Genomic DNA, 22,355 nt, shown 5'->3' on the forward strand with positions numbered 1-22,355 from the left:
ACGTTAATTAAAGCACTTGTTTTCCTATTTATAAATTAAAACACCTTTTCCCATGCAGTTCGAAGACCGAGAAAATCGAGAACAACGTAATGAACGTCCCAAAGAGCCTGCTCGTAATCTGCCAATGGCAGTTTTATTAGTCCTTGTAGGTATTATTTGTGCTTTACTTTACATTGGCTGGAAGTATATGTCAGATGATACTTCAGGGGGTGATGACCTAACCGCAGTTCCTGCTGATACTGTGGCAAAAGCTATTAGCAATCAGCCAGAAGAGGAAGAAACAACTCCTACCGAAACAACAAACAATACTACTCCAACTGCTAATGGTTTACCTGAAGTTTCTGTACCAAAAGTAGGCGATAAAAATGAAGCAACAGCTGTAAAAGAAGAAAAACCTAAAGAAGAGAAGCCAAAAGAGGAAAAACAAAAGGAAGAAAAGCCTAAAGTTGAAATTCCTGCGGGTGGAGAAACATATACACATACAGTTGGCGAAGGGGAAACTTTCTTTGGTATTGCCAATCGCTATAACATTAAGAAAGAAACACTGAAAGCAATGAACCCTGGTGTTGATGAAAGCGGCATTAAGATTGGAGTTACTAAACTTAAAGTTCGTATCAAAGCCGTTCATACAGTAGGCCCTGGTGATATTATTAGAGTGGTTAGCAATAAGTATGGTGTTTCGCAAACACTCATTATGCAAGCCAATAAAAAGACTAAAAACTACGCCGCTCGTGGCGAAAAATTGATTATTCCATTTGCTGAAAAGCAGTAGTGTTTAATCGAAATATTTAAGAAAAGCCATCTTTCGAGGTGGCTTTTTTTATTTACAAATCACACCAAAAACAAATCACTCGCAATCTTATCAGCAAATAATTTACCTTTTTGCGTAAGTGTAAGTAACTGATTATCAAGCTTTAGAAAGTTTTGAGAGAGGTTTTGTCGAAGCACTTCTTCGTTGGACTTCAACCACTTTTTCCCAACCATTTTCTCTATTTCTGTCAAGTCACAGCCCCATTTTGTGCGTAGGCCAGTCATAATATAATCGTTTACTTTTTCTTCGGGAGTTAAAATTTCATAATCGGCAGGAACTTGACCGAGCGTCAGAGCTTTGATATATGCAGGATTATTCGATACATTAAACTGGCGAGATTCACCATTGAAAGAATGAGCTGATGGCCCAACTCCCAGATATTCATGGCGTTTCCAATACGAGGTGTTATGTCGAGAATAACGATTATCTCTACAAAAATTAGAGATTTCGTATTGCTCATAGCCAGCTTCGGCCAAAGTATTCACCAAAATATCAAATTGTTGCGAAGCGAATTCTTCATCAATAGGCGGTATCTTATTGATTTGTAACCATTTACCAAAAACAGTTTTTGGCTCAATTGTCAAACAATACGATGAAATATGCGGCACATTCAACGAAATTGCTTTTTCTAAATCTCGTTGCCAAATCTGATGAACGCCCTTCGTAAATTCTGACTGAGTTTTTTGCAGTTTTTTAGGAAGTGTCAGTAATGGATGAATGCCGTAAATCAAATCAATCGTAAGATTCTCGAAACCCATTTCTTGAGCCAGTCGCACACAATCTTCGGCGTGCTGCGAAGTATGAATACGATTGAGGTATTTTAGATGATTATCATCGAAAGATTGAATACCTATACTTAGTCGATTAAAGCCAAATCTTTGAAGAATTGCCAGACGGTCACGAGTGATATCGTCGGGGTTGGCTTCCATGGTTATCTCAATATCATCAGCGAAGGTATAATGCTTTTTGATTGTCTCAAAAATATCATACAATTCGTTCATATTGAGCAACGAAGGAGTTCCACCACCAAAGTAGATAGTCTCTAATCGCTTATTTTTCAAGTAATTAGCCTGTAAATCTATTTCTCGACAGATGGCTTCCACAACCGTTGTCTTCAACGAAAGATTTGTACTGAAATGAAAATCACAGTAATGACAAGCCCGACGGCAAAAAGGTATGTGGAGGTAAAGGTGCAAATGCTTAGGCTAATATTTTAGTTGTAGATTGTTATTTTTGTTGCAGGTTGTCATGTAAATTTAATAACTTGAAACAACCTGTAACTATTTGCAACCAAAACAACTACTTTGTCGCCACAAAAAAGAAATCAATGCATTTTTCTGGCTCGTTTGAAACATGAAAGTCGGTTACATCAATCGAAGCTGCCAAACTGCCAGTTTCAGCCATTAGTTTATTTCTATTGAAGCGATTCAAAAATTCGTAAGGAACTCGAAGCATCCAAGCTGGTAATCGGTGTTGTAAATCAAAAACATCAAAACGCATGATTTTATTCACCGATTGTTTGTTTTCTTCATAGTAATCCCACACTTTCTTATTTCCGCCCACTCCCATTGTTTCTACTTTCGAGAAATATTTTTGCATCAATGAGCGTAATTCTTGCGTATCGTACTCACGTACGTGCCAAGGATTTCGGCTTAATGAATATGGGCGATTAACTGTGGTGAGTAATACTCGTCCGTTTGGCTTCAAAACACGTGCAATTTCTGAAAGGAACTTATGGTCGTCTTGAATGTGTTCGATAACCTGAAAAGTTACTACATAATCGAAAGTATTATCTTTGAATGCAGAAAGATGCGGTAAATCGGCCGTACTAAAAGTATGTTTTGGATAAGCCGCTTGAAGTTGGTCAATCAGTGGTTGATTCTTGTCAAGACCTGTATAATGGTCACATTTTTCGATTAGGGTTTCAACGCCTCGCCCCCAGCCACAGCCTAATTCTAAAACATTTCCATGAATAATTTTTGCCGCCTCTACATACGGAAAATATAAACGTTGATGAACAGGATTATCCGATGGAATTTCGGCACTCGTGATTTCGGTGGTTGCGTATTTACTCACTTCTATAATGTTTTTTTTGCAAAGATAGGGAAGAAATCAGAATGTAGAATGTAGAATGTAGAATTAAGAATGTTAAAAGTGAAATTTTGCTCGAAATCCTTCGTTTATCTACGAAACGGCTAAACGTAAATCTACTATGAAAAAAGTGTTATTTATCTTCGGATTCTTACTTTGCTCTAACTTTTCCTTCGCCCAAATAGATATTTACCGTTCGTACCCATCATTTATGAAACCTATCAATTTTAATAAAACCAAGCCATCTTTTCGTAATAACTTGCTGTTCATACAATCAAAGCCAATTATTTCACAATATTTACCTAAAAAACGAGATTGTTATTATCTGTTGGCTTCGCAAACTTCTATTTGCTTTAATCGAGAAATAAATATGGATGCCATGAGTAAACAAACGAAGCAGTTATTTTTTAAAATGAAAATGTGGAAATACTTCCATTAAGCCCCAATAAAAAAGCGTACTACACTTGAAAAAGTGTAGCACGCTTAGTATTAAAAATTCACAAATTAAGCAGGTTGTTGGTTCATCACCTCTGTTTGCTTACGGATAGATTCCATGTGAATCAATTTAAACATTTCTTCAACCAATTCAGGGTAAAGGTTTAATTTTTTACCTAAATCAGCACGGTTATTGTGCAATTCTTTCCAACGGTCAAGTTGCAAAACAGCCACATTATTTTCACGCTTATATTCTCCCAATTTCTCAACAACTGACATACGAGCTGCCAATACTTCGAGTAATTCACGGTCGATATTATCAATTTTCTGACGTAATTGGTCTAATTCATTTTGGAATTCTACACCATAAGAAGCCTTACGAATTTCTAATGATTTCAACATTTCGCCCAAAGCTTCTGGAGTTAATTGTTGAGATGCGTCAGACCATGCTTCATCTGGATTGCGGTGCGATTCGATGATTAAACCATCGTAGTTTAAGTCTAATGCACGTTGAGCCAATTCATACAAATATGCACGTTTTCCAGCCATGTGGCTTGGGTCACCGATGATTGGTAATTGAGGGAAAAGTGTTTTCAACTCAACCGCCATTTGCCACATTGGAGAATTACGGAATTTTGTTTCTTGGGCATTCGAGAAACCACGGTGAATAGCCGCCATTTTCTTGATACCAGCTCCAGCGATACGCTCAAAAGCACCCACCCAAAGAGCTAAATCTGGGTTTACTGGGTTTTTGATTAATACGGGTACATCAACACCTTTCAAAGCATCAGCTAAATCCTGAACATTAAAAGGGTTTACGGTTGTTCTTGCACCAATCCAAAGGATGTCGATGCCATATTTCAATGCTAACTCAATGTGTTGAGGTGTAGCTACTTCGATTGCAATTGGTAAACCTGTTTGTTTTTTTGCTTCAACCAACCACGGCAAAGCAGCTTCTCCCATGCCTTCAAAACTACCTGGACGAGTACGAGGTTTCCAAACACCCGCACGTATCACGTGTGCATAGCCTTCTTTGGCGATGCGAGATACGGTTTCCGAAACTTGTTCTTCGGTCTCGGCACTACACGGCCCAGCGATAATCAATGGCTTCCCTGCGGTATCAATCCAACTGCTAAGAGGAAGTACGTCTAAATTTGCTTTCATTAGTTAATTAAAGGAGCGAGGTGACTCGCTTTTATAAAAAAATCAAAAAAAATACTCTATAAATGTAATATATTTGCATTGTATTTCAAGCAAAAGCTATTTCTATTTAGCATTTTCTCTTGAAATAATACAAATCATCGACCAAACTAAAGATTTCAAAAATTTAAAATCAACAAACATGAAAACTGCTTCGCAGCATCATAATCTGAGTTTTGAGGATACGTCTGTAGCCTTTGCTCATCAATCAGATAGTAAACTTCGCAAAACCTATTTAATTTTTGCGATGATGAATCAAAATTGGCTCGTAAAGATAGGAACTTTTTTTATAAAATTAATACTAAAATTAGGTTTACCTGTAAAATTTCTTATTAAAAATACTTTATTTAGTCAATTTTGTGGGGGAGAAAGCATAGAAACTTGCCAAAAAACAATAGAAAATTTGGCAAAGTCGAAAGTAGGTACAATACTTGATTATTCGGTAGAAGGTGAAGATAATGAAAAAGATTTTGATAAAACTACCGAAGAATTGGTAAAAACCATCAAAAAAGCAGCACAACAAACAACTGATATTCCATTTTCGGTTTTTAAAGTGTCAGGAATTGGCTCGGTTGACCTTCTTGAAAAAGTACAAGAACACGAAGAAGAATTAACAACCGAAGACAAAGCCGCTTTTGAAAGAGTACGTAATCGAGTTGATAGACTATGTAACTTGGCGGCCGAACTGAACGTAAAGATTTTTTTGGATGCTGAAGAAACTTGGATACAAGATGTGATTGATAATCTTTGCTACGAAATGATGAAAAAATATAACGTAGGTGGCAAAACGATTGTCTATAATACTTACCAATTATATCGTTGGGAAAGTCTTGAAAATCTAATGAAAGCTTGTGATAAAGGTCGTGCAGAAGGCTATACTGTTGGAGGAAAACTCGTGCGTGGAGCATATATTGAAAAAGAACGCCGCCGTGCAGCTGAACTGGAATATAAAAGCCCAATTCATGTTACTAAAGAGGAAACTGACATTGATTTCAACAAAGCAGTTCATTATGCCATCGACAATGTTGATGTTCTTTCGATATGTCTCGGTACTCACAATGAAGATAGTTGTTTGTTATGTGTGAAATTGATGGAAGAAAATGGAATTGCTAAAAACGATGCTCGAATTTGGTTTGCACAGCTTTTAGGTATGAGCGATAATATTTCTTACAATTTAGCAAATGCTGGCTATAATGTAGCAAAATATGTACCTTATGGACCAGTTGAGGCCGTAATGCCTTACTTATTCCGTCGTGCTGAAGAAAACTCTTCGATTGCTGGACAAAGCAGCCGTGAGTTTTTATTAGTAAAAAAAGAGCGTGAACGAAGAATGAATAAGGCAGCTTAGGGCTTGTCAAATATTGTTGATTTTGTTGCAAGATTGTTACAAATTGTAAAGAAAACACTAATAGATTAGACAATTTGTAACAAAAACAACAACTTGCAACTAACAAGAAACCCATTCTTAATCACTAAATTCAACAAAATTGATAGAGTATTCGAGAGTTTAGTCTATTTTTGTTGTTTGATAAATAAAATTTGATTTAGTAAATAAAATTTCACGCATGTCTGACATTGCTTTAAAAGGAAAATCTCCCTACAAGTATTTATTCTTGACGCTCATATTGATTCTGCTCGACCAAGCAATCAAACTTTGGATGTATTATGATGTTTTACCGAATCACTACGGCGAGATTGACCTCATTCCTGATTTCTTTAAATTGCATTATGTAGAAAATAAAGGAATGGCATTCGGCATGGAGCTTGGCGGTGAATACGGAAAACTAATTCTGACAACTTTCCGCTTAGGAGCTATGGTTGGAATCTGCTGGTATTTAGTGCATTTGGCACAAAGAAATGCTCATTCGGGTTTACTTTGGTCGATAGCCGCAGTTTTAGGTGGAGCAATCGGGAACGTAATTGACAGTACATTTTATGGCGTTTTCTTGAATAATGCACCCATTGGTGTTTCAACTCCATGGTTTCATGGGCAAGTAATTGATATGTTTTATGCCTACGGACTGGACGGACAATACCCAGACTGGATTCCATTTATTGGTGGAGATTTCAATACTACACCAATTTTCAATTTTGCCGATGCGTGTATTTTCTGCGGTGTTGTTAGTATTTTGATTTTTCAACAAAGATTTTTCGAGTTCGACCACGTACAAAAATCTACCATAATTCATGAGGAATCATTAAATGATGAAACAGCGAGTAATGATGAAGTTTCGAGCGAGACTTTGGAGGAATCTTTAGAAGCAGAAGAAAAACTAAATGACGAAATAAACGAAGAAGTAACTGAAATTGTGGCCGAAGACCAGCAATTTAGACTAACCGAAGAACCATCAAAAGATATAAGTGAAGATAATTCTGAAGTAGAAACCAAAAATCAATAAAATCATGACATTCTTATCGAATCAAAATTATAAATGGATAATAATCATCCTATTTTTGGGAGTGATTATTGCACCTGCCCAAATGCCGTCACCTACTTTTAAATCTATCGCACTGGGTGTTTTAGGAGGTGGTTGTATATTTTTTGAGCTTCTCTCGCTCAGAAGTCTTAAAAGTAGTGCTGAAAACTACCGAAGTGAATTCCGCCAAACAGTTTTACTTATTTTTCTTACTGCAATGTTATTGATAGTAAATTTAGTGATTTAGTCGTTGGTGAACCTACTAAATTGATAATGATATGCGTTAGAATGTTTAGAATTAGATTGAAGATGTTTTAAATGCTAAACATTATCATTAGAGCTATTACGTATTAAAATACTAATGTCAAATGCTATGAAAAAGCTTGCTATCATCATTTTTAGCTTATCCCAACCAATGGTTTTTGCTCAAAATGGTATGATGCAAAATACCAAAGATGCACTAAATCTGGGTGGACTGAGGGTCGGACAACACACATCGACAATGCTTTATGGTTTTGATACTCGCACAACAGATGTCTTAGGAACATATTATCTCGACCAAGATTGGTCTTTGGCTACGGTCCGATTTTATTCAAGAACTATTTCTACTCCAAAAGGTACAGTTAAATTAGACTCTTTGACCGATATACAGATAAAAGTCATTTTATTTGGTAATGAAGTAGAGTTTAATACGCCAGAAGGCATAAAAATTATTTCGGGAACACTTATCAAAAGCTTTACTTTGCAAAAGCCGAATCAAATTCCCAAAAACTACATAAGCACATTAGAATTTATTGATAATTATGATAAAGTAAAACCGAGCTTCTTTGAAATATTGGTTGATGGCAAAGTAAAATTACTTGAATATACCAAAATAAATATTCAAAAACCTGACTACGTAGAGGCATTTAATACAGGAAGCAAAGATATAAAAATCACGAAAGAGAAAGAGTTATTCATTACTCAAGGCAATGAAGTACTTAAATTTAAACCCAATAAAAGGTCTGTTTTAGCTCTAATGGCCGACAAAAGATTAGAAGTTGAGGCCTTTATCAAACAGAATAATCTATTTGTAAAAGACCGCATTGATTTGTTGCAAATATTTAATTTTTATAATGGAAAGTAGAATGATATAAGTTAAACCAACTAAACAAATCTTTTCACCAAGTACTGCATAAGTAGATTAAGTAAAATATTGACTATGAAGCCAATCGCAAAAGCCATAGCAATTGAAAAATGAGGCAAAAGTTGGGCTTGCAAATATAAAAAAGAAGCAAAACCAATAAAACCTGTGAGTATTCCTCGAAGTATAATTGAAGTACCATAAGCTCCTTGTGTATAATGCGTAAATGCTGCTAAAATAGCTGTTATAATAGGAAATGGCGTGAGAATTCCGCTCCAAGTAGGACCCAATATTTTAGCCAAATAGGTGATTAAAGTTACAAAAACTGTGATAATAATCATTCGGAGATAGATGTCATATTTAAGATTCTGTCCCGAAGCTGACTGAGTCTCTAAGTGTGGAAAAACCTTTATTCCCAACAAACTCAAAATAACTACAAGTAAAAACCATAGATCTAAATTCATCAAGTTTTCAAGTGTTTTAAGCAAAATGGTCGTTCCGATAAAGGCCAAATAAGCCAATAATAAGCTTATATGCCATTTAGATTTGACTGCCGAGTATATGTAGGCAAAACAAAAAGCAAGTACACCTATTACACCAATCATAATACCCTTAACGCTATCTACTGCAAAATTAACCCCCTGCTCAAATGTAAAAAATAACATAATTGGTCCAGCAATCCAAGGCATACTGGCTATCATACCTCCCACCAAATTCCCCCATTTTTTGCTGGCAATCGTTACCCCTCCAATCACTAAGGGCATCATTATTATTTTTATCAAAAGTGTATTCATACAAAAATAGTCAACAGTCCACGGTCAAGAGTCAACAAAAATACAAATCAATAGTTTAGAATATTATGGTATCAAAACTTTAGTTAAATCAGCAGTTGTTGTTAATACCAAATTAGGGTTTAATGCTTCTAATTCTTCTCTTTCGCCAAAACCACACAAAACCGCAACTGTCTGAGTTTTGGCATTTTTCCCTGCCAACATATCGACCGTTGTATCACCTACCATTACACAATTTTCGACCTCCACTCCCATCTGTAAAGCAGCCCAAACGAGCGGGTCGGCAAATGGTTTTGTATGCGGACAAGTAAGAGCAGTTGCTACACATTTAAAATACTGAGTAATGCCTGCATGAGCTAAAAAAGATTTTACAGTCTGATCATCGCCTGCACTCGCCACTGCTAATGGATAATATTTTGCTAATTCTGCAATCATTGGCTTGATGCCTTCGATGGTCTGGAAATTATGCGTATTTTTAAAAGGTTTCAAAAGCCATCTAATACTATTTACTACTTGATGAATAAATTTATCCCACCCCCATCTATCGGCATAATGCAAGATTATTTGAGCTGGATTTTCCATAGTCATCACAATACTTCGGGCAGCAGTTTGGGCTTTCTTACTTGAAATCAAAAATTCAAATTTCAATAAAAACAATTCAAAACTTTTAACCATTTCATCGTCAGTGTCCCGCAAAGTGCCATCAACGTCGAATATTATTGCTTTTATTTGAGTTTTATCAAGAGTTGGCTGCATGTGTTTTTATTGTAAATCCACACAAAAGTACCTGTTTTAGTTTAACATTTATCTTATTTTTAATACAAAAGACTTGGAATAATATCTATCCCAAGTCTTGAAATCTTATACAACTATTTATTTTACTGTTTAGCTATAACTTGCATGGGTTGATTTGCAGCATTTCCAGCGATATTATTATTTCCAAATGAAATAACTTTTCCAAGACCGTTACCAATACCAAACATTGAATTATTAAAAATATCCGTATTAGATAAACGTACAATTGAAGCAGCTTCACTCGCAATAGCCCCTACATAATTATTAGAAAGTGAGGTACTCTCTACGTTTATAACGCCTGCATTTTTTGCTCTTACCCCAGTATGATTATTTGAAATGTTAGAATTTAAAATGGTTAGATAACTTAGAGCAGTTGGAGATGATATACCAGCTACAACATCCACCCCAATATCTACTCCGCTAATTTTAACGTTTTTCAAAGTTGCTTTTATAGTATCCGCAGTATTAGCAATATAAATGCCAGTTGCAGAAACAGCAGGTCCAACAATACTTGTATTTTCAACTGAAAAAATACCTGCACCTGTTTTACTAACATCTATTCCTCTGGTAGTAAAGCCACTAATACTACAATTTTCTACGTGTAGTTGCCCTCCTGCTAAAAATCTTATTCCATTAGTTCCTGTTGTAGAGCCATTAATCGAAACACTACGAATAACGACAATATCGTTCACTCCTGCGTTGACTATGATTCCAGAAGTACCAGCATTGAGGATTCCAGCGAGTGTCCCATCTCCGTTGATAGTGATTGCTTTTGTAATCGTAACAGCTCCATAACCACCTGGGTCTAAGACAGATATTTCTCCGCCCGCAGCGGTTTTTGAAATAGCACCAGCAAAGGTTTTGCAAGGAGCAGTCCTGCTACAAGGATTAGCATCATCACCAACACCTGAAACCCAAGTACGGGTAGCTTGACCCAATACCACATTTTGGAAGGAAATAAACAGTAAACAATAAATAAATATTTTTCTCATGATTAGATTAGTATAAGGTTTGTTAAAATCGACGAATTGCTCTGACTCTTGCAGAGTTGCTTTTGGTTTGCAGTGACGATACTCCTGAACTCAGTATAACTTGATAAGCATTAAGCGATGTACTTTCAGTATTTGATACACTTTCTTCAGTCGAACTCCAATAGTTAGCTCCAGCAGTAATAGCAGGAATAACTGCTATTTGTTGAAACATTTTAGTCATTTCGTCCTTCGATGGCAAATACCAATCACCAAAACCACCACTATTATTTTGGGTAGCTATACTTGCAGCATAAGTGCCAGCACCTTGCTCAGTATTTATACGTTCGGTATTATTAAAGCCACTATAAATGCCACTTCTAATAGCTAAAGTATTCTTATAGTTTCCATTATACCAAGTAGCAGAACTTTGGTCTGAAAGTGCCGCTACCAAACCATGCTGCCCTGACTCATCTACATAAAAAACTACTCCCCCAAACTTACTTTGTCCAATAGTTACTGGGGAAAAAGAAGTCACAAACATTGGAGTCCATGATGAACCATTATAACTATACGGGCCAGCACCTAACGTACAATCAAGGCAATAAACGATAACACCGACAACAAGTCCAGTCATGTTATTTCGTTGAATTTCGCTCATCCGAGGCGGCAAAAAGCCTTTAGTAGTACTTTGTGCGTTGACAATGCTTGAGCTATTACTAGGGTCAATTAATACACTTTGAGCATTTGTCTGTCCAAAAATGCCCAATAAGTATACTAAGAATAACCAGGTAAGGTGTTTTCTTTTCATTTGTTTATTGTGTTTGTTAAGGTTGAAAAATAGCATAAGATTTTTAGATACTGAATCTCATTGAACTTGACTCAATAAGACATAGTTAGGACTTTCCATGATAAAACTTTTAAATAAAAGACATGGAATATCTTTAAACACAGCAAAAAATTAAGAAGACAGCAAAGAAAACGAAGAATATGATTCGCCCTCAAGAGAGCGAATCATGAAGCAATTTATTGAATATGACTTGATGTATTTGTATTTTTTATGAGAATATTATTTCACTCCACTCAAAACCCTTGGAATCGGAATAATTTCAGTTTGACGGCCATCAATATATCTGAATCCTTTTTCATCAAAGAAACCATCTTCTTCGAGCATGATTCTGATAGTTTTTTTCCATTCTGTTAATTCTACAGAAGCATTAAGTTCGATCGAATAAGCAGTATTGGTATTTAACGGATAATCTCCACTCCCAATGGTTTTTCCTTGATTATCCCACATGCCAATCGTCGGGCCAGCGGCATGCCCGTGATTACCAATTGGGTGTGTGTAAATTACACCTTTCAAACCTTGTTTTTTTGATTGTTCAAGGGCCTTTGCCAAAATATCATTACCACTCATACCTGCCTTAAAATTTTCGGTTAAGCAATCTTGCACTTGATTTCCTTGTTTAAAGGCTTTTTTCAAAAACTCAGGCACATCGCTTTCTCCCGAACGAAGTACATAGGCATGTTGCTGTTGGTCTGTGTTTAGGCGTAAATAAGTAATTCCAAAATCACAGTGTAATAAATCGCCTGCCATGATTACTTGTTTTTGTGGACGCTTCGAGAATGTACGTAAATGGTCAAAATTTTCGGGATCGTAGCGTTGAATATCAACAGTTGGGTGAAACCAAGTCTCAAGACCCAAATCAGTTACTCGCTGACGCATCCACCAAACTACATCATCCGTAGTCGTAACTCCTGGCTGAATCACACGGTCAGAGAATGCTTCTTGAATAATTTCGTGTGAAATACGGCAGATTTGTTGGTAAATAGCCATTTCTCGCTCGGTGCGAGTTTCCAACCAATTTACAGCCAAATTAGATGCCGAAACTACTCTACTTTGAAATTCAGCAGGCAATTTATCCATAAATTCTTTCTGTTCGGTATAAGTCAGACCATCGGCATGGGCATAATATTTCGAGAAATTCAGTCCAATTTTCTTCGGATTTTTCTCTTTAATAGTTTTCATCAAAGCATCCCATTGGTCAGGATTTGTATTTAAATCCCACTCTCCTTTCAGCAAATTACCTACATCGTAGCGAGCAATGGCATAACGTTCGACACCTTCTTTCTCGCCCTTATCAAAAAACACCATAATCGTTCGACGGCGAGCGGAAAGCCAAACCGCAGGCAACATTGTTTTCATTACGGGGTCTTCGTTGTATTCTCTCGAAATAATGACCCACATATCAATCCCTTCTTTTCGCATCAGTTTGGGCAACAAATTGGTCATTTTGTCTTCAAGAAGCTCGTCTATGACAGTTGCACGCTCTCGTTCAGGAAGGATTTTAGGAATATTATTTTGAGCAAAATCTGCAAAATAGGATAAAATAAAAACCAAAAGTAAAATACTTTTTTTCATGATGAAGATAGATTGGGGAATTTTTTGAGTCATTAAATTTCTTACTCTCAAAGATATACTCAACAACTCATAAAACAGCTAATTCACCGAAATATTCAAAGATTTTTCTACGATTCAGTATATTTACTCCCAGATTTAATGTTGCTTTAAGCTCTCATCTTTTTAATACATTATAAGGTTTTAATTTATGTACAAAAAAATACTACTGATACTGACAATATTTATATGGATTTGTTCTTGTGTTGAACCTTATGACCTTAATGTAAAAAGTAATTTAAGGCTCTTGACCGTAGAAGCCACGCTCACCGATAGCAGCGAAGAACAGGTGGTCAGTATTACAGAATCAGTAAGTTTATCAAGAAATGTTGCCTCAATTCCTATACTGAAAGCCACAGTCGAGTTAGAGGTAAATGGTACAACCAAAATACCATTTACAGAACAAGGTTTAGGGAAATATGCTTTACCAAAAAGTTTTCAAGCAAAAGCAGGCAATACTTATAAGCTTCTTTTCACAAAAGCCGATGGGACAAAATATGAATCAGGCATAGATAAGATGTTTTCTGTTCCCGAAATTATTAAAGTCCATGATAAATTTGTTTTCAATGGTATAGAAAAAAACTTTGGATATGAACACGCCAATTATATATATCTCGACACTAAAGACCCTGCTGATGAAAAAAATAGTTATGTCTGGTCATGGAAATTATGGGAACGACAAAATATTTGTTTTACGTGTGAAGGTGGACGATATTTTGATACGCCTCGACCAGCGGGATGTAAAATAGAAAGAGGCTATGAAGGAGTTACTTACGACTATTATTGTGATGGTAATTGTTGGGAAATGTTTTTTAGTAAAGAATTAAATGTTTTCACTGATATTTATACAAATGGAAATCTGATAGCAAATCGTTTAATAGCCAAAATACCATTTTATAATTCTTCAGGGGCATTAATTGAAATCAAACAACAATCAGTCTCACCGAGTGCTTATCAATATTTAAAATTATTAGCTGAGCAAGTTCAAAATAACGGTAGTTTGGTTGATACACCTCCCGCAGCATTGATTGGAAATATTCATAATATCAACAATCCAAAAGAAATTGTAGCAGGCTTTTTTATGGTTACAGGTGAACGATATGTAAAATACTGGATTGATAGAAAAGACCCCATTGCTCAAAAACTAACACCAACGGGCTTGAGAGAACACTCAATTAGAGAAGAACCTATGGGAGATATACCTGGTCGACCGCCACTTACACCTTGTATTTTGAGTCCAACTCGCACACCTTTCAAACCCAAAGGTTGGATTGACTAAGTTATTGACTAAACAGTAAACTTATTTAACATTATCAGTCAACGAATAAATTCAGTTTAGAAAGAGAAAAAAAATCAATTTTTTCTCTAAATTTGGATGTACTCAGCCTAAATAAAGCAAGTCTTTTGCCTTCTTATAAGTCGTTTAACTTTAGCTATTACTTATTAAGTTTATTTTATGAAAGCGAAAATCATTGTGGCGACTATCGTCTTGGTAGCTTGGCTGAGTGCGTGTGTTGATGTCTTTCAGGCTGGAATCGTTAGCGATTTGACAATATTGGTAGTCGATGCTGCACTTAACAATCTCGATACCGAACAGCATATTTCAATCATGGAATCGGTCAATGCAAAAGGTACAGTTTTTAATATTCCAGTACAAAACGCAAAGGTTGAAGTGTTGGAAAATAATTCAAACCGAATTTCATTCATTGAAAAACGTGAGGGTATTTACGTCCCTCCTGCAAATTTTAGGCTTAAAATCGGGAATACGTATCAATTAGTATTCATGAAATCTGATGGAAAAAGTTATGAATCTGGAATAGAAAAGCTATCAGGAATATCAGAAATCATTAATATACATGATGTATTCGAGATGAATGGTATTCAGAAAGGTGACAAATACCTTCCAGCAAATTATGTATTTATTGATACCCAAGACCCTGAAGACGAAGCCAATAACTATCTCTGGACATGGCAACAATGGGAAAAACAAGATATTTGTATCACTTGTGAAGGTGGAAGATATAATGTTAATACAGGATGCCTTAGACAAGCACAATATCAAGGGCAATTTTTTGACTATTATTGCGAAGGGAATTGTTGGGATATTCTTAAAAATACCGAATTAAATGTGCTAAACGATGTGCTATCAAACGGAAAATTAATTAAAAACCGATTGGTAGCAAAAATTCCATATTATTCAACCAATGGCACACTTCTCGAAATTCAACAACAATCAATTTCAGTAGAAGCGTATAAGTATTTTAAATTATTAGCCGAACAAACCCAAAATACAGGAACTTTGGTAGATACTCCACCAGCAGCTATCATTGGTAATATCAAAAATATCAATAATGCTATCGAACCAGTCGTAGGTTTCTTTTTTGTTACGAGCATAACAAAAAAACGGTACTGGCTTGACCGTAATGTACCTAACACACTTAAAATACAGCCTATTGGACTACGAGACCACCCACTCAACCAAGAGCCACCAATACCAAACGAGTTTGGCAGGCCACCCTTAGTAAAATGCCTTTTAGGCCCAACTCGAACTCCTATCAAACCTGATGGTTGGGGAGAGTAATACATGTCTCTCCCGTTAATTCTTCCAATAAGCTACACAATCAGCTAATTCATCGCATAAATTGCCATTATCCATTTTTAAAATAAAATCTTTCCTTAGAATCCTTATATTTGTCAAAAATACATTTATTCAATTTCTACGATAGTGATAATCAAAAAATTTACATTACTGACCATAGCACTTGGTTTATGGGTGTGTTCGTGTGTTGAGCCTTTTGAGCAAAACATTGAAAGTAATTTACGAATTCTAACAGTTGATGCCACACTAACTGATACTTCTGACGAACAAATTATTAGTCTCTCTGAATCTGTCAATGTGAATGGCTCTGTATTTGCCCAACCACTGCTCAAAGCCAAGGTAGAAATTATTGTTGGAGGTAACGAACGACTAACTTTGATAGAAAAAGGACAAGGTGTGTATGCTTTACCAAGTAGTTTCAAGTTACAAACCAATGTTAATTACAAGCTGGTATTCTCGAAAGCTGATGGAACACGCTACGAATCTACCGAAGACCAAATAACCAAAGTTCCCGAAATTATTGATGTTCACGATGAGTTTGTAGTCAATGGCATAGAAAAAGGCAATAATTTTTACGACCCAGCTAATTATGTTTATCTTGATACTCAAGACCCCGCCCAAGATAAGAACAATTATTTATGGACATGGAAGCTTTGGGAACGCCAAAATGTATGTGCAACTTGCTATAATGGGCGTTATTTCCTAACTCCAGTACCTGCACGTTGTCGTGAAGAAAGAGCTTTTAACGGTCAAACATTTGACTACTTTTGTCCAGGCGATTGTTGGGATATTTTAAATAATAAAGACCTCAATGTTTTTACTGACATATACTCAGATGGGCAACCAATTGCCAATCGACTTATTGCAAAAATACCCTACTATAACGTAAGAGGAGCTTTAATCGAAATCAAACAGCAATCCATTTCTCCAGCAGCTTATCGCTATTTAAAATTACTGGCTGACCAAGTTCAAAACAATGGTAGTTTGGTTGATACGCCACCTGCGGCACTTATTGGCAATATAAAAAATGTAAATAATCCAAGCGAATCTATTGCGGGTTTCTTTATGGTAACGAGTGTAAGAACTGTACGATATTGGATAGACAGAAAAGGGGCTGAAGGCAAAAACATCAACCCAATCGGCTTACTTGACCATCCTCTAAGTCCCGAACCAATGGGCAATGACTTGACTCGTCCGCCTTATGCACAATGTGTTTCGAGTTTGACACGCACCCCAAATCGGCCGAATGGTTGGATAAATTAAATTAAAACATCCAACTTTCTCATTTTCCTATCTTGATACTATTTTTAGAATGAAAAAAATATACTTACTTCTAACTTTTCTTTGTAGCATTGCTGCTTCAGCTCAGGTCAATTACCGATTTAGTGGCTATATCAAAGATACACTTGATGGAAAACCTTTGCCAAAAGCATCTATCAATATTGACTTCGGAAAATTTGGAGGAGTTACGGATGACAAAGGTCGTTTTGATTTATCACTACCTTCGGGCGAACACGCCATTACCATCAAATTTGTAGGCTATCGCCCTTTTCGTGAAGTCATTTACCTAAGAGGAGATATAAGCCGACAATATTTTTTACGTCTGGTAGAAAATGAATTAGAAGAGGTGATTGTATCAAGTAAAGGTGCTGAATCAAATATTCAGCGTCCGCTTTTAGGGGTTAGTCAACTTAGTATCAAAACTTTAAGAAAACTTCCAGCCGCAGTTGGCGAAATAGATATTTTACGTGGGCTTCAAATGCTTCCAGGGGTGACGAGTGTGGGCGAAGCCTCAAACGGTGTAAATATTCGTGGCGGAACTACCGACCAAAATTTGCTTTTGCTCGATGATATTCCGATTTTCAACCCTACGCACATGTTTGGATTGTTTACGGCATTTCCATCAGAAGCGGCTTCGAGCGTAGAAGTTTATAAAGGAAGCACACCCGCAAGATTTGGTGGGCGAGCCGCCTCAGTGATGGATGTTGCTCTACAACAACCTTCGCTTGATAAGTTTAAGATGAGTGGTGGTATTAGTTTTGTGTCAAATCGACTTACACTTGATATGCCAATTATCAAAGAAAAACTCGGTGTAATGATTTCGGGGAGAGCATCCTATAATGATTTTCTTTTGCCTGTTATTTCGCCAAAACTTAATGATATAAAAGCAAACTTTGCTGATTTAGTAGCAAAAGTATTTTGGAGAATCAATACCAAAAACACCTTTACTGCTTCGGGTTATTACAGCAAAGATTTTTTCCAAACAAAACTCTTGGGTGCAATTGGAGCAATCAATGCCACTTCTACTCAATATGATTATAGAAGTAATAGCTTTTCGGCCAGATGGTTTTATGCTATCAGTAATAAACTTAATTTACAAACAACCGTAGTCTCAGCCGATTATGTACCAAAAACTTTGCTTCCAGAACTCAACTCCGATAACAAAGTAGAGTTACTTTCGGGCATCAAATATCAGCAAGCAAAAACCAACCTTAACTACTCAATTGCCAAACAAAATATTGAGATTGGTATCAGTGGGACTCGCTACGAAATAGACCCTGGACAACTCTTGCCAGGCACAAGTAAAAGTGTTTTATCAATCAAAACGCCAAAAGAGTATTCACTCGAAACAGCTATCTATGCCGAGGATGAAATTTCTCTATCTTCAAAAGCAACTGTTTCAGTTGGAGTTCGATATTCTCAGTTTTATGCTTTAGGGCCAGGAACTGTGCAAACTTATGTAGATGGTGAACCACGAGATACTTTTTCGGCAAGAGATACGATTAACTATGGCAAAGGAAAAATCATGCAATCTTACGGCGGGTTCGAGCCAAGAGTGGGTATGAAATATTCATTAAATGAACAAACCTCCCTAAAATTGGGTTACAATTTGATGCGTCAGTATATGCAAGTGGTTACAAATACCACAACTCCTCTACCCACCTCTCGCTGGAAAACATCTGATTTACACATAAAACCACAAGTAAGTACTTTGCTTTCGGGTGGAATTTTCCATAATTTGAAAGGTAATATTTATGAATTTTCGTTAGAAGCCTATTATCGTTTAACCAGTAATATTATCGATTACAAACCTGGTGCTGATTTTTTACTATCGAGTTATCCAGAAACGCAGCTTTTACAAGGCAAAAACCGTTCTTATGGCTTAGAAGTCATGTTTTCTAAGAAAAAAGGTGAAACTACGGGTTGGATAAACTACACGTATTCTCGCTCAATGAATAAAGTGAATGAAGGAAGTGGTTTTGGAGAACAAATCAACTTTGGCAACTGGTACGCAGCTAATTATGACCGTCCACACTCATTTAATGCCTCAGTGATTTTTAATCAAGGTACACACCATGATTTTTCGTTTAATTTCTCATACAGTACTGGCCGCCCTTATACTTTACCCGAAGGATTTATTGTTTATCAAGGGCGTAGCTATCCATTTTATGGTGTACGAAACAATGCACGTCTGCCCGACTACCATCGTCTTGATTTTGCGTGGAATATCTATCAGCCAGGCATGAAAGATAAACGCTTTAAGAGCCATTTTACTTTTACGGTATTTAATCTTTACGGTAAGAAAAATGCGTATTCAGTTTTTGTACGTAGTACAGGTACCGCCATTAGTTCTTATAAATTGGTTGTTTTTGGCTCTCCGATTCCTTCTTTGTCTTATAATTTTAAATTCTAATATTTGTTGGGGCTTACATAAGCCCCAACTTTTTAAAACTCAAGATAAGGCAATAATTTCATAATTGTAGCTTCATCTAATACCTTAATCTGCTTTAAATCTTCTGAATTCTTAAACGCTCCGTGTTGCTCACGATAAGCAATAATTGCTTTAGCTTGATAGTATTTCAAATAAGGATGTCTAAATTCTGAAATGCTCATTTGGTTGATTTTCAACTTTTTAACTCCATTCTTAACAAACCCATATTTCAACAATTCATCAATCGTTTCGGGTGGAAGCCCGTAAGTTTCTTTGATTTGGTCTATACTGACAAAGCCACCTAACATATCTCTAAATTTGATAATTCGTTTGGCGTAGCCCGAACCAATACCCTTGATTTTCATAAAATCGGTTGTATCGCCCGTGTTAAAATCAAAACGAACGGGTTGTTTTGTAGTTGTTTTTGGGCTTGCTATTTTATTTTCAACTGTCTTGTCTTCGCTTGGTGCAGTAGCTGCCACTGTTCGCTCTACGTTTGTAGCTTCGGCTTGTGGCGTGCGTAAAGATTCATCCTCTGCTGATGGCAATGTGATGTAAGGTTCTAAACGCTCATAAGTATCGGGCAGAATACCATAAATTTTAGCAAAATCTTCCTTTTTCCTGAATTTACCACCTTTACTACGATATTTTTCAATACGTTCGGCAATGAATTTTGGCAAACCCAATGATTCAAATTGCTCTACTGAAGCAGTATTTGGGTCGAAATTGAAGTTTTTATAGGCTTTTTTAGCATCATATTTTTGTCCATAACTTGATTGATTTCCGTAAGCTGGTTTCCGATTATCGAGCGAAACAGTCAGACTATCCAGCATTTTTGGCGAAGAAATGACCAAATTCTGTGGTTTCTGACTAAAAAACCAATCAGCCCCAAACATCAGCAAGATTACAAAAATGATGATTCCGAAGATTACAATTACGCCCTTTGCTTCAGCGGGCGACATAGATAGGAGATTACGAACGAAAGTCGTGAGTTTTTTCATAGTTACAGCAGCAAAAATTGAATTATTGGCAAAAATTAAGATATAGGCAAAGTATTTGCAAGGATTTCGTTAATTTTGTGATGAAAATTTATTCAAAAGATGAAAATCAGAAGTCTTACGTTAAAAAATATCGGAGTTTTTGAGGATGAAACCATTTCTTTTCCCGAAAAGCAGGATAAAGATTTGGCCGAAATCCACATCCTTACTGGACAGAATGGAACTGGAAAGACTACGATTTTGCAAGCGTTGGCGGGTGGGGTATCTTTTTCAACTATGGGTGGTATTGATATTTCGGAGATTTATCTTCATGATACAAAATCTACTAATAATTTCAGCAAAAAATTTATAAATAAAGATTCAACTACAACAATATCTTTTGAAAACAATTATGAATTTTCTTTTAATTATCACCCACTCAGCCCGTGGAATGTTCCAAAAAATGAACACTTCCAAAATACAAGAGCATTTGCCTATTCTGGATATAGATTTATTGAACATCAAGAATACATCAATGTAAAAGAAAATTTAAAGTATTACCCACTTTTAAATGCATTAGAGTTTGTAAAGGAGTATGGAGAAAACGATTATACTTTAAATCAATGGTTAGCAAATAATATTTCTAAGAGAAGTTTTGCACGTGATGAAGGAAATGAAGAAAAAGCTAAAGTTTTTGATAGAAATATAAAACTTCTTGAGCAAGTTATTCAAGAAATAATAGAAAAACCAATAAAATTTGAGCCCGTTTACGAAACTGGTATTAAAATCGTTGCAAATATTGAGGGCAAAAAACTTGACTTCGACCTCCTACCCGATGGTTTACGCTCCATCATTTCATGGCTTGGTGATTTAATCATGCGAATGGATGCCTTGAAATGGAAAGACGATTTGCCGATTTTTGAGCGAGAATTTATCTTGTTTTTAGATGAAATAGAAGTGCATTTGCATCCTTCTTGGCAACGAAAGATTTTGCCAGTGGTGCAGAAACTCTTCAAAAATGCTCAGATTTTTATTACAACACACTCACCTTTTATTGTAAACTCGGTTGATGGGGCTTGGATTCACAAAATAGAGCTTACCGATAGAGGTGCAAAAATACATCCAGCCACTGTTTCAGAAAATGGAAATAGTATTAGTTATGTTTTGAGAGAAACTTTTGGAATTAAAGAAGAATTTGGACTTGAAGTAAACAATGATTTAGAAAAATTTTATCAGTTTAGAGATAAATTACTTGCTGGAAATCTCAATGGTTCAGAATATAAATTTATTGAATTATCAAAAAGTTTGGCGGTTCAGAGTCTTGAACTCAACACCATTATTCAGTTTGAATTACGTCAAATCAATAAAGTTTTGAATACCAATTATAGTTTATGAAGCCTTTTTTACGTTCGGAAGCTCCAGACTGGCTAATCAAAAATTGGGAAAAATGGGGCAAACAATTCAAACTTAAAGTTGATAGTACTAAGAAGAAGAATGAGTTTAAGTGGTATTCTTATAAAAAGGAAAAAGTAAATAAACTTTTATACCCAATTCTTCGAGATTTAACCCAAAATCATTGCTCATTTTGTGATGGTTTTCCTCTTCAACAAACAGGAGAAACCATTGAGCATTTCAAACCTAAAAGCAAATTTCCTTTACTGTCTTATCAGTGGGAGAACCTTTATATAAGTTGTCATAATTGTCAGCAAAAATTAGATGAATTCAATGATTCACTGCTACAACCTGACAAAAGTGATTATGAGTTTTCAGAATATTTTATTTTCAACTATTCTTCTGGTGAAATAAAAGAAAACCCTGCTAAATCATTATCAAACCAGCAAAAAGCTAAAGAAACGATAAGAATTTACAGGTTAAATGATTTTGGCCGACCAGAAGATAGAAAAAGAGTTTTTAAGCAATTCAACGATTCAAATAACCCAATGATTGATGATTTTGCTTATCGTTTTATGCTATAATT

At 35.9% G+C, this 22,355-nt stretch carries 21 protein-coding genes; 12 read left to right on the top strand and 9 right to left on the bottom strand.

Translation table 11 applies throughout. The features are described from left to right. Positions 1–52 precede the first annotated feature (52 nt). Complete coding sequence (locus tag A6M55_RS15665; protein ID WP_064198468.1) at positions 53–772, top strand: LysM peptidoglycan-binding domain-containing protein; 720 nt, start codon at positions 53–55, stop codon at positions 770–772. A 59-nt stretch (positions 773–831) separates the two neighbouring features. Here the strand turns inward: A6M55_RS15665 and hemW are convergent, their stop codons facing one another. Both hemW and A6M55_RS15675 read right to left on the bottom strand, forming a co-directional pair. Continuing rightward, positions 832–2,007: a radical SAM family heme chaperone HemW gene (gene hemW / locus A6M55_RS15670; protein ID WP_064198469.1), complete on the bottom strand. Its 1,176-nt coding sequence runs from the start codon at positions 2,005–2,007 to the stop codon at positions 832–834. A gap of 103 nt (positions 2,008–2,110) precedes the next feature. Beyond that, positions 2,111–2,887, bottom strand: a complete 777-nt coding sequence (locus A6M55_RS15675; RefSeq protein ID WP_064198470.1) for a class I SAM-dependent methyltransferase — start codon at positions 2,885–2,887, stop codon at positions 2,111–2,113. Positions 2,888–3,023: 136 nt separating this feature from the next. On the opposite strand from A6M55_RS15675, the gene A6M55_RS15680 reads away from it, so the two are divergent. Then, positions 3,024–3,341 carry a hypothetical protein gene (locus A6M55_RS15680; protein WP_156511089.1) on the top strand — a complete coding sequence of 106 codons (318 nt, stop codon included), beginning with the start codon at positions 3,024–3,026 and terminating at the stop codon, positions 3,339–3,341. Between the two features lie 65 nt (positions 3,342–3,406). Here the strand turns inward: A6M55_RS15680 and A6M55_RS15685 are convergent, their stop codons facing one another. Further along, complete coding sequence (locus A6M55_RS15685) at positions 3,407–4,501, bottom strand: chorismate mutase (RefSeq protein ID WP_064198472.1); 1,095 nt, start codon at positions 4,499–4,501, stop codon at positions 3,407–3,409. A 178-nt stretch (positions 4,502–4,679) separates the two neighbouring features. Between A6M55_RS15685 and A6M55_RS15690 the strand changes: the two genes are divergently transcribed. The 4 genes from A6M55_RS15690 to A6M55_RS15705 all read left to right on the top strand — a co-directional run bounded on the left by A6M55_RS15690 (position 4,680) and on the right by A6M55_RS15705 (position 8,080). Further along, positions 4,680–5,885: a proline dehydrogenase family protein gene (locus tag A6M55_RS15690; RefSeq protein ID WP_064198473.1), complete on the top strand. Its 1,206-nt coding sequence runs from the start codon at positions 4,680–4,682 to the stop codon at positions 5,883–5,885. A gap of 217 nt (positions 5,886–6,102) precedes the next feature. Next, complete coding sequence (locus A6M55_RS15695) at positions 6,103–6,936, top strand: lipoprotein signal peptidase (RefSeq protein ID WP_064198474.1); 834 nt, start codon at positions 6,103–6,105, stop codon at positions 6,934–6,936. A gap of 4 nt (positions 6,937–6,940) precedes the next feature. Beyond that, the gene (locus A6M55_RS15700) at positions 6,941–7,201 is read left to right on the top strand and encodes a hypothetical protein (RefSeq protein ID WP_064198475.1); all 261 of its coding nucleotides are present in this window, start codon (positions 6,941–6,943) and stop codon (positions 7,199–7,201) included. Between the two features lie 126 nt (positions 7,202–7,327). Beyond that, positions 7,328–8,080 (top strand): hypothetical protein, encoded by a 753-nt coding sequence (locus tag A6M55_RS15705; protein WP_156511090.1) that lies wholly within the window; start codon positions 7,328–7,330, stop codon positions 8,078–8,080. Positions 8,081–8,100: 20 nt separating this feature from the next. Here the strand turns inward: A6M55_RS15705 and A6M55_RS15710 are convergent, their stop codons facing one another. From A6M55_RS15710 to A6M55_RS15730, 5 genes are all read right to left on the bottom strand, one after another. Further along, on the bottom strand, positions 8,101–8,859 hold the full coding sequence (locus A6M55_RS15710) for a hypothetical protein (protein WP_229235552.1): 759 nt from the start codon (positions 8,857–8,859) through the stop codon (positions 8,101–8,103). 75 nt (positions 8,860–8,934) lie between these two features. Continuing rightward, positions 8,935–9,624, bottom strand: coding sequence for an HAD family hydrolase (locus tag A6M55_RS15715; RefSeq protein ID WP_064198478.1), 690 nt, complete (start codon positions 9,622–9,624; stop codon positions 8,935–8,937). Between the two features lie 122 nt (positions 9,625–9,746). Next, positions 9,747–10,655 carry a hypothetical protein gene (locus tag A6M55_RS15720; protein WP_064198479.1) on the bottom strand — a complete coding sequence of 303 codons (909 nt, stop codon included), beginning with the start codon at positions 10,653–10,655 and terminating at the stop codon, positions 9,747–9,749. A 22-nt stretch (positions 10,656–10,677) separates the two neighbouring features. Continuing rightward, entirely contained in the window at positions 10,678–11,442 is a 765-nt protein-coding gene (locus A6M55_RS15725; protein ID WP_064198480.1) for a DUF1566 domain-containing protein, read from the bottom strand. A 258-nt stretch (positions 11,443–11,700) separates the two neighbouring features. Further along, positions 11,701–13,053 carry a M24 family metallopeptidase gene (locus tag A6M55_RS15730; protein ID WP_064198522.1) on the bottom strand — a complete coding sequence of 451 codons (1,353 nt, stop codon included), beginning with the start codon at positions 13,051–13,053 and terminating at the stop codon, positions 11,701–11,703. 187 nt (positions 13,054–13,240) lie between these two features. On the opposite strand from A6M55_RS15730, the gene A6M55_RS15735 reads away from it, so the two are divergent. The 4 genes from A6M55_RS15735 to A6M55_RS15750 all read left to right on the top strand — a co-directional run bounded on the left by A6M55_RS15735 (position 13,241) and on the right by A6M55_RS15750 (position 19,382). Beyond that, on the top strand, positions 13,241–14,368 hold the full coding sequence (locus A6M55_RS15735) for a DUF4249 domain-containing protein (RefSeq protein ID WP_064198481.1): 1,128 nt from the start codon (positions 13,241–13,243) through the stop codon (positions 14,366–14,368). 177 nt (positions 14,369–14,545) lie between these two features. After that, entirely contained in the window at positions 14,546–15,670 is a 1,125-nt protein-coding gene (locus A6M55_RS15740; RefSeq protein ID WP_064198482.1) for a DUF4249 domain-containing protein, read from the top strand. A gap of 144 nt (positions 15,671–15,814) precedes the next feature. Next, the gene (locus A6M55_RS15745) at positions 15,815–16,951 is read left to right on the top strand and encodes a DUF4249 domain-containing protein (RefSeq protein WP_064198483.1); all 1,137 of its coding nucleotides are present in this window, start codon (positions 15,815–15,817) and stop codon (positions 16,949–16,951) included. A 49-nt stretch (positions 16,952–17,000) separates the two neighbouring features. After that, positions 17,001–19,382, top strand: coding sequence for a TonB-dependent receptor (locus A6M55_RS15750; RefSeq protein ID WP_064198484.1), 2,382 nt, complete (start codon positions 17,001–17,003; stop codon positions 19,380–19,382). Between the two features lie 32 nt (positions 19,383–19,414). Here the strand turns inward: A6M55_RS15750 and A6M55_RS15755 are convergent, their stop codons facing one another. Next, positions 19,415–20,401: a helix-hairpin-helix domain-containing protein gene (locus tag A6M55_RS15755; RefSeq protein WP_064198485.1), complete on the bottom strand. Its 987-nt coding sequence runs from the start codon at positions 20,399–20,401 to the stop codon at positions 19,415–19,417. Between the two features lie 99 nt (positions 20,402–20,500). Between A6M55_RS15755 and A6M55_RS15760 the strand changes: the two genes are divergently transcribed. Together A6M55_RS15760 and A6M55_RS15765 are read left to right on the top strand one after the other, a co-directional pair. Further along, the gene (locus tag A6M55_RS15760; protein WP_064198486.1) at positions 20,501–21,772 is read left to right on the top strand and encodes an AAA family ATPase; all 1,272 of its coding nucleotides are present in this window, start codon (positions 20,501–20,503) and stop codon (positions 21,770–21,772) included. Further along, entirely contained in the window at positions 21,769–22,353 is a 585-nt protein-coding gene (locus A6M55_RS15765; RefSeq protein ID WP_064198487.1) for a retron system putative HNH endonuclease, read from the top strand. Before A6M55_RS15760 ends, A6M55_RS15765 begins: the two co-directional genes overlap by 4 nt. The last annotated feature ends 2 nt before the right edge of the window (positions 22,354–22,355 follow it).

This window comes from Emticicia sp. MM (genome assembly GCF_001649495.1).

Coding starts and splice junctions, on each gene's coding strand:
- A6M55_RS15695 (WP_064198474.1), top strand. CDS start 6,103: ATGTCTGACATTGCTTTAAAAGGAAAATCTCCCTACAAGTATTTATTC.
- A6M55_RS15760 (WP_064198486.1), top strand. CDS start 20,501: ATGAAAATCAGAAGTCTTACGTTAAAAAATATCGGAGTTTTTGAGGAT.
- A6M55_RS15765 (WP_064198487.1), top strand. CDS start 21,769: ATGAAGCCTTTTTTACGTTCGGAAGCTCCAGACTGGCTAATCAAAAAT.
- A6M55_RS15730 (WP_064198522.1), bottom strand. CDS start 13,053: ATGAAAAAAAGTATTTTACTTTTGGTTTTTATTTTATCCTATTTTGCA.
- A6M55_RS15735 (WP_064198481.1), top strand. CDS start 13,241: ATGTACAAAAAAATACTACTGATACTGACAATATTTATATGGATTTGT.
- A6M55_RS15700 (WP_064198475.1), top strand. CDS start 6,941: ATGACATTCTTATCGAATCAAAATTATAAATGGATAATAATCATCCTA.
- A6M55_RS15755 (WP_064198485.1), bottom strand. CDS start 20,401: ATGAAAAAACTCACGACTTTCGTTCGTAATCTCCTATCTATGTCGCCC.
- A6M55_RS15680 (WP_156511089.1), top strand. CDS start 3,024: ATGAAAAAAGTGTTATTTATCTTCGGATTCTTACTTTGCTCTAACTTT.
- A6M55_RS15665 (WP_064198468.1), top strand. CDS start 53: ATGCAGTTCGAAGACCGAGAAAATCGAGAACAACGTAATGAACGTCCC.
- A6M55_RS15740 (WP_064198482.1), top strand. CDS start 14,546: ATGAAAGCGAAAATCATTGTGGCGACTATCGTCTTGGTAGCTTGGCTG.
- A6M55_RS15705 (WP_156511090.1), top strand. CDS start 7,328: ATGAAAAAGCTTGCTATCATCATTTTTAGCTTATCCCAACCAATGGTT.
- A6M55_RS15715 (WP_064198478.1), bottom strand. CDS start 9,624: ATGCAGCCAACTCTTGATAAAACTCAAATAAAAGCAATAATATTCGAC.
- A6M55_RS15685 (WP_064198472.1), bottom strand. CDS start 4,501: ATGAAAGCAAATTTAGACGTACTTCCTCTTAGCAGTTGGATTGATACC.
- A6M55_RS15720 (WP_064198479.1), bottom strand. CDS start 10,655: ATGAGAAAAATATTTATTTATTGTTTACTGTTTATTTCCTTCCAAAAT.
- A6M55_RS15690 (WP_064198473.1), top strand. CDS start 4,680: ATGAAAACTGCTTCGCAGCATCATAATCTGAGTTTTGAGGATACGTCT.
- A6M55_RS15725 (WP_064198480.1), bottom strand. CDS start 11,442: ATGAAAAGAAAACACCTTACCTGGTTATTCTTAGTATACTTATTGGGC.
- A6M55_RS15750 (WP_064198484.1), top strand. CDS start 17,001: ATGAAAAAAATATACTTACTTCTAACTTTTCTTTGTAGCATTGCTGCT.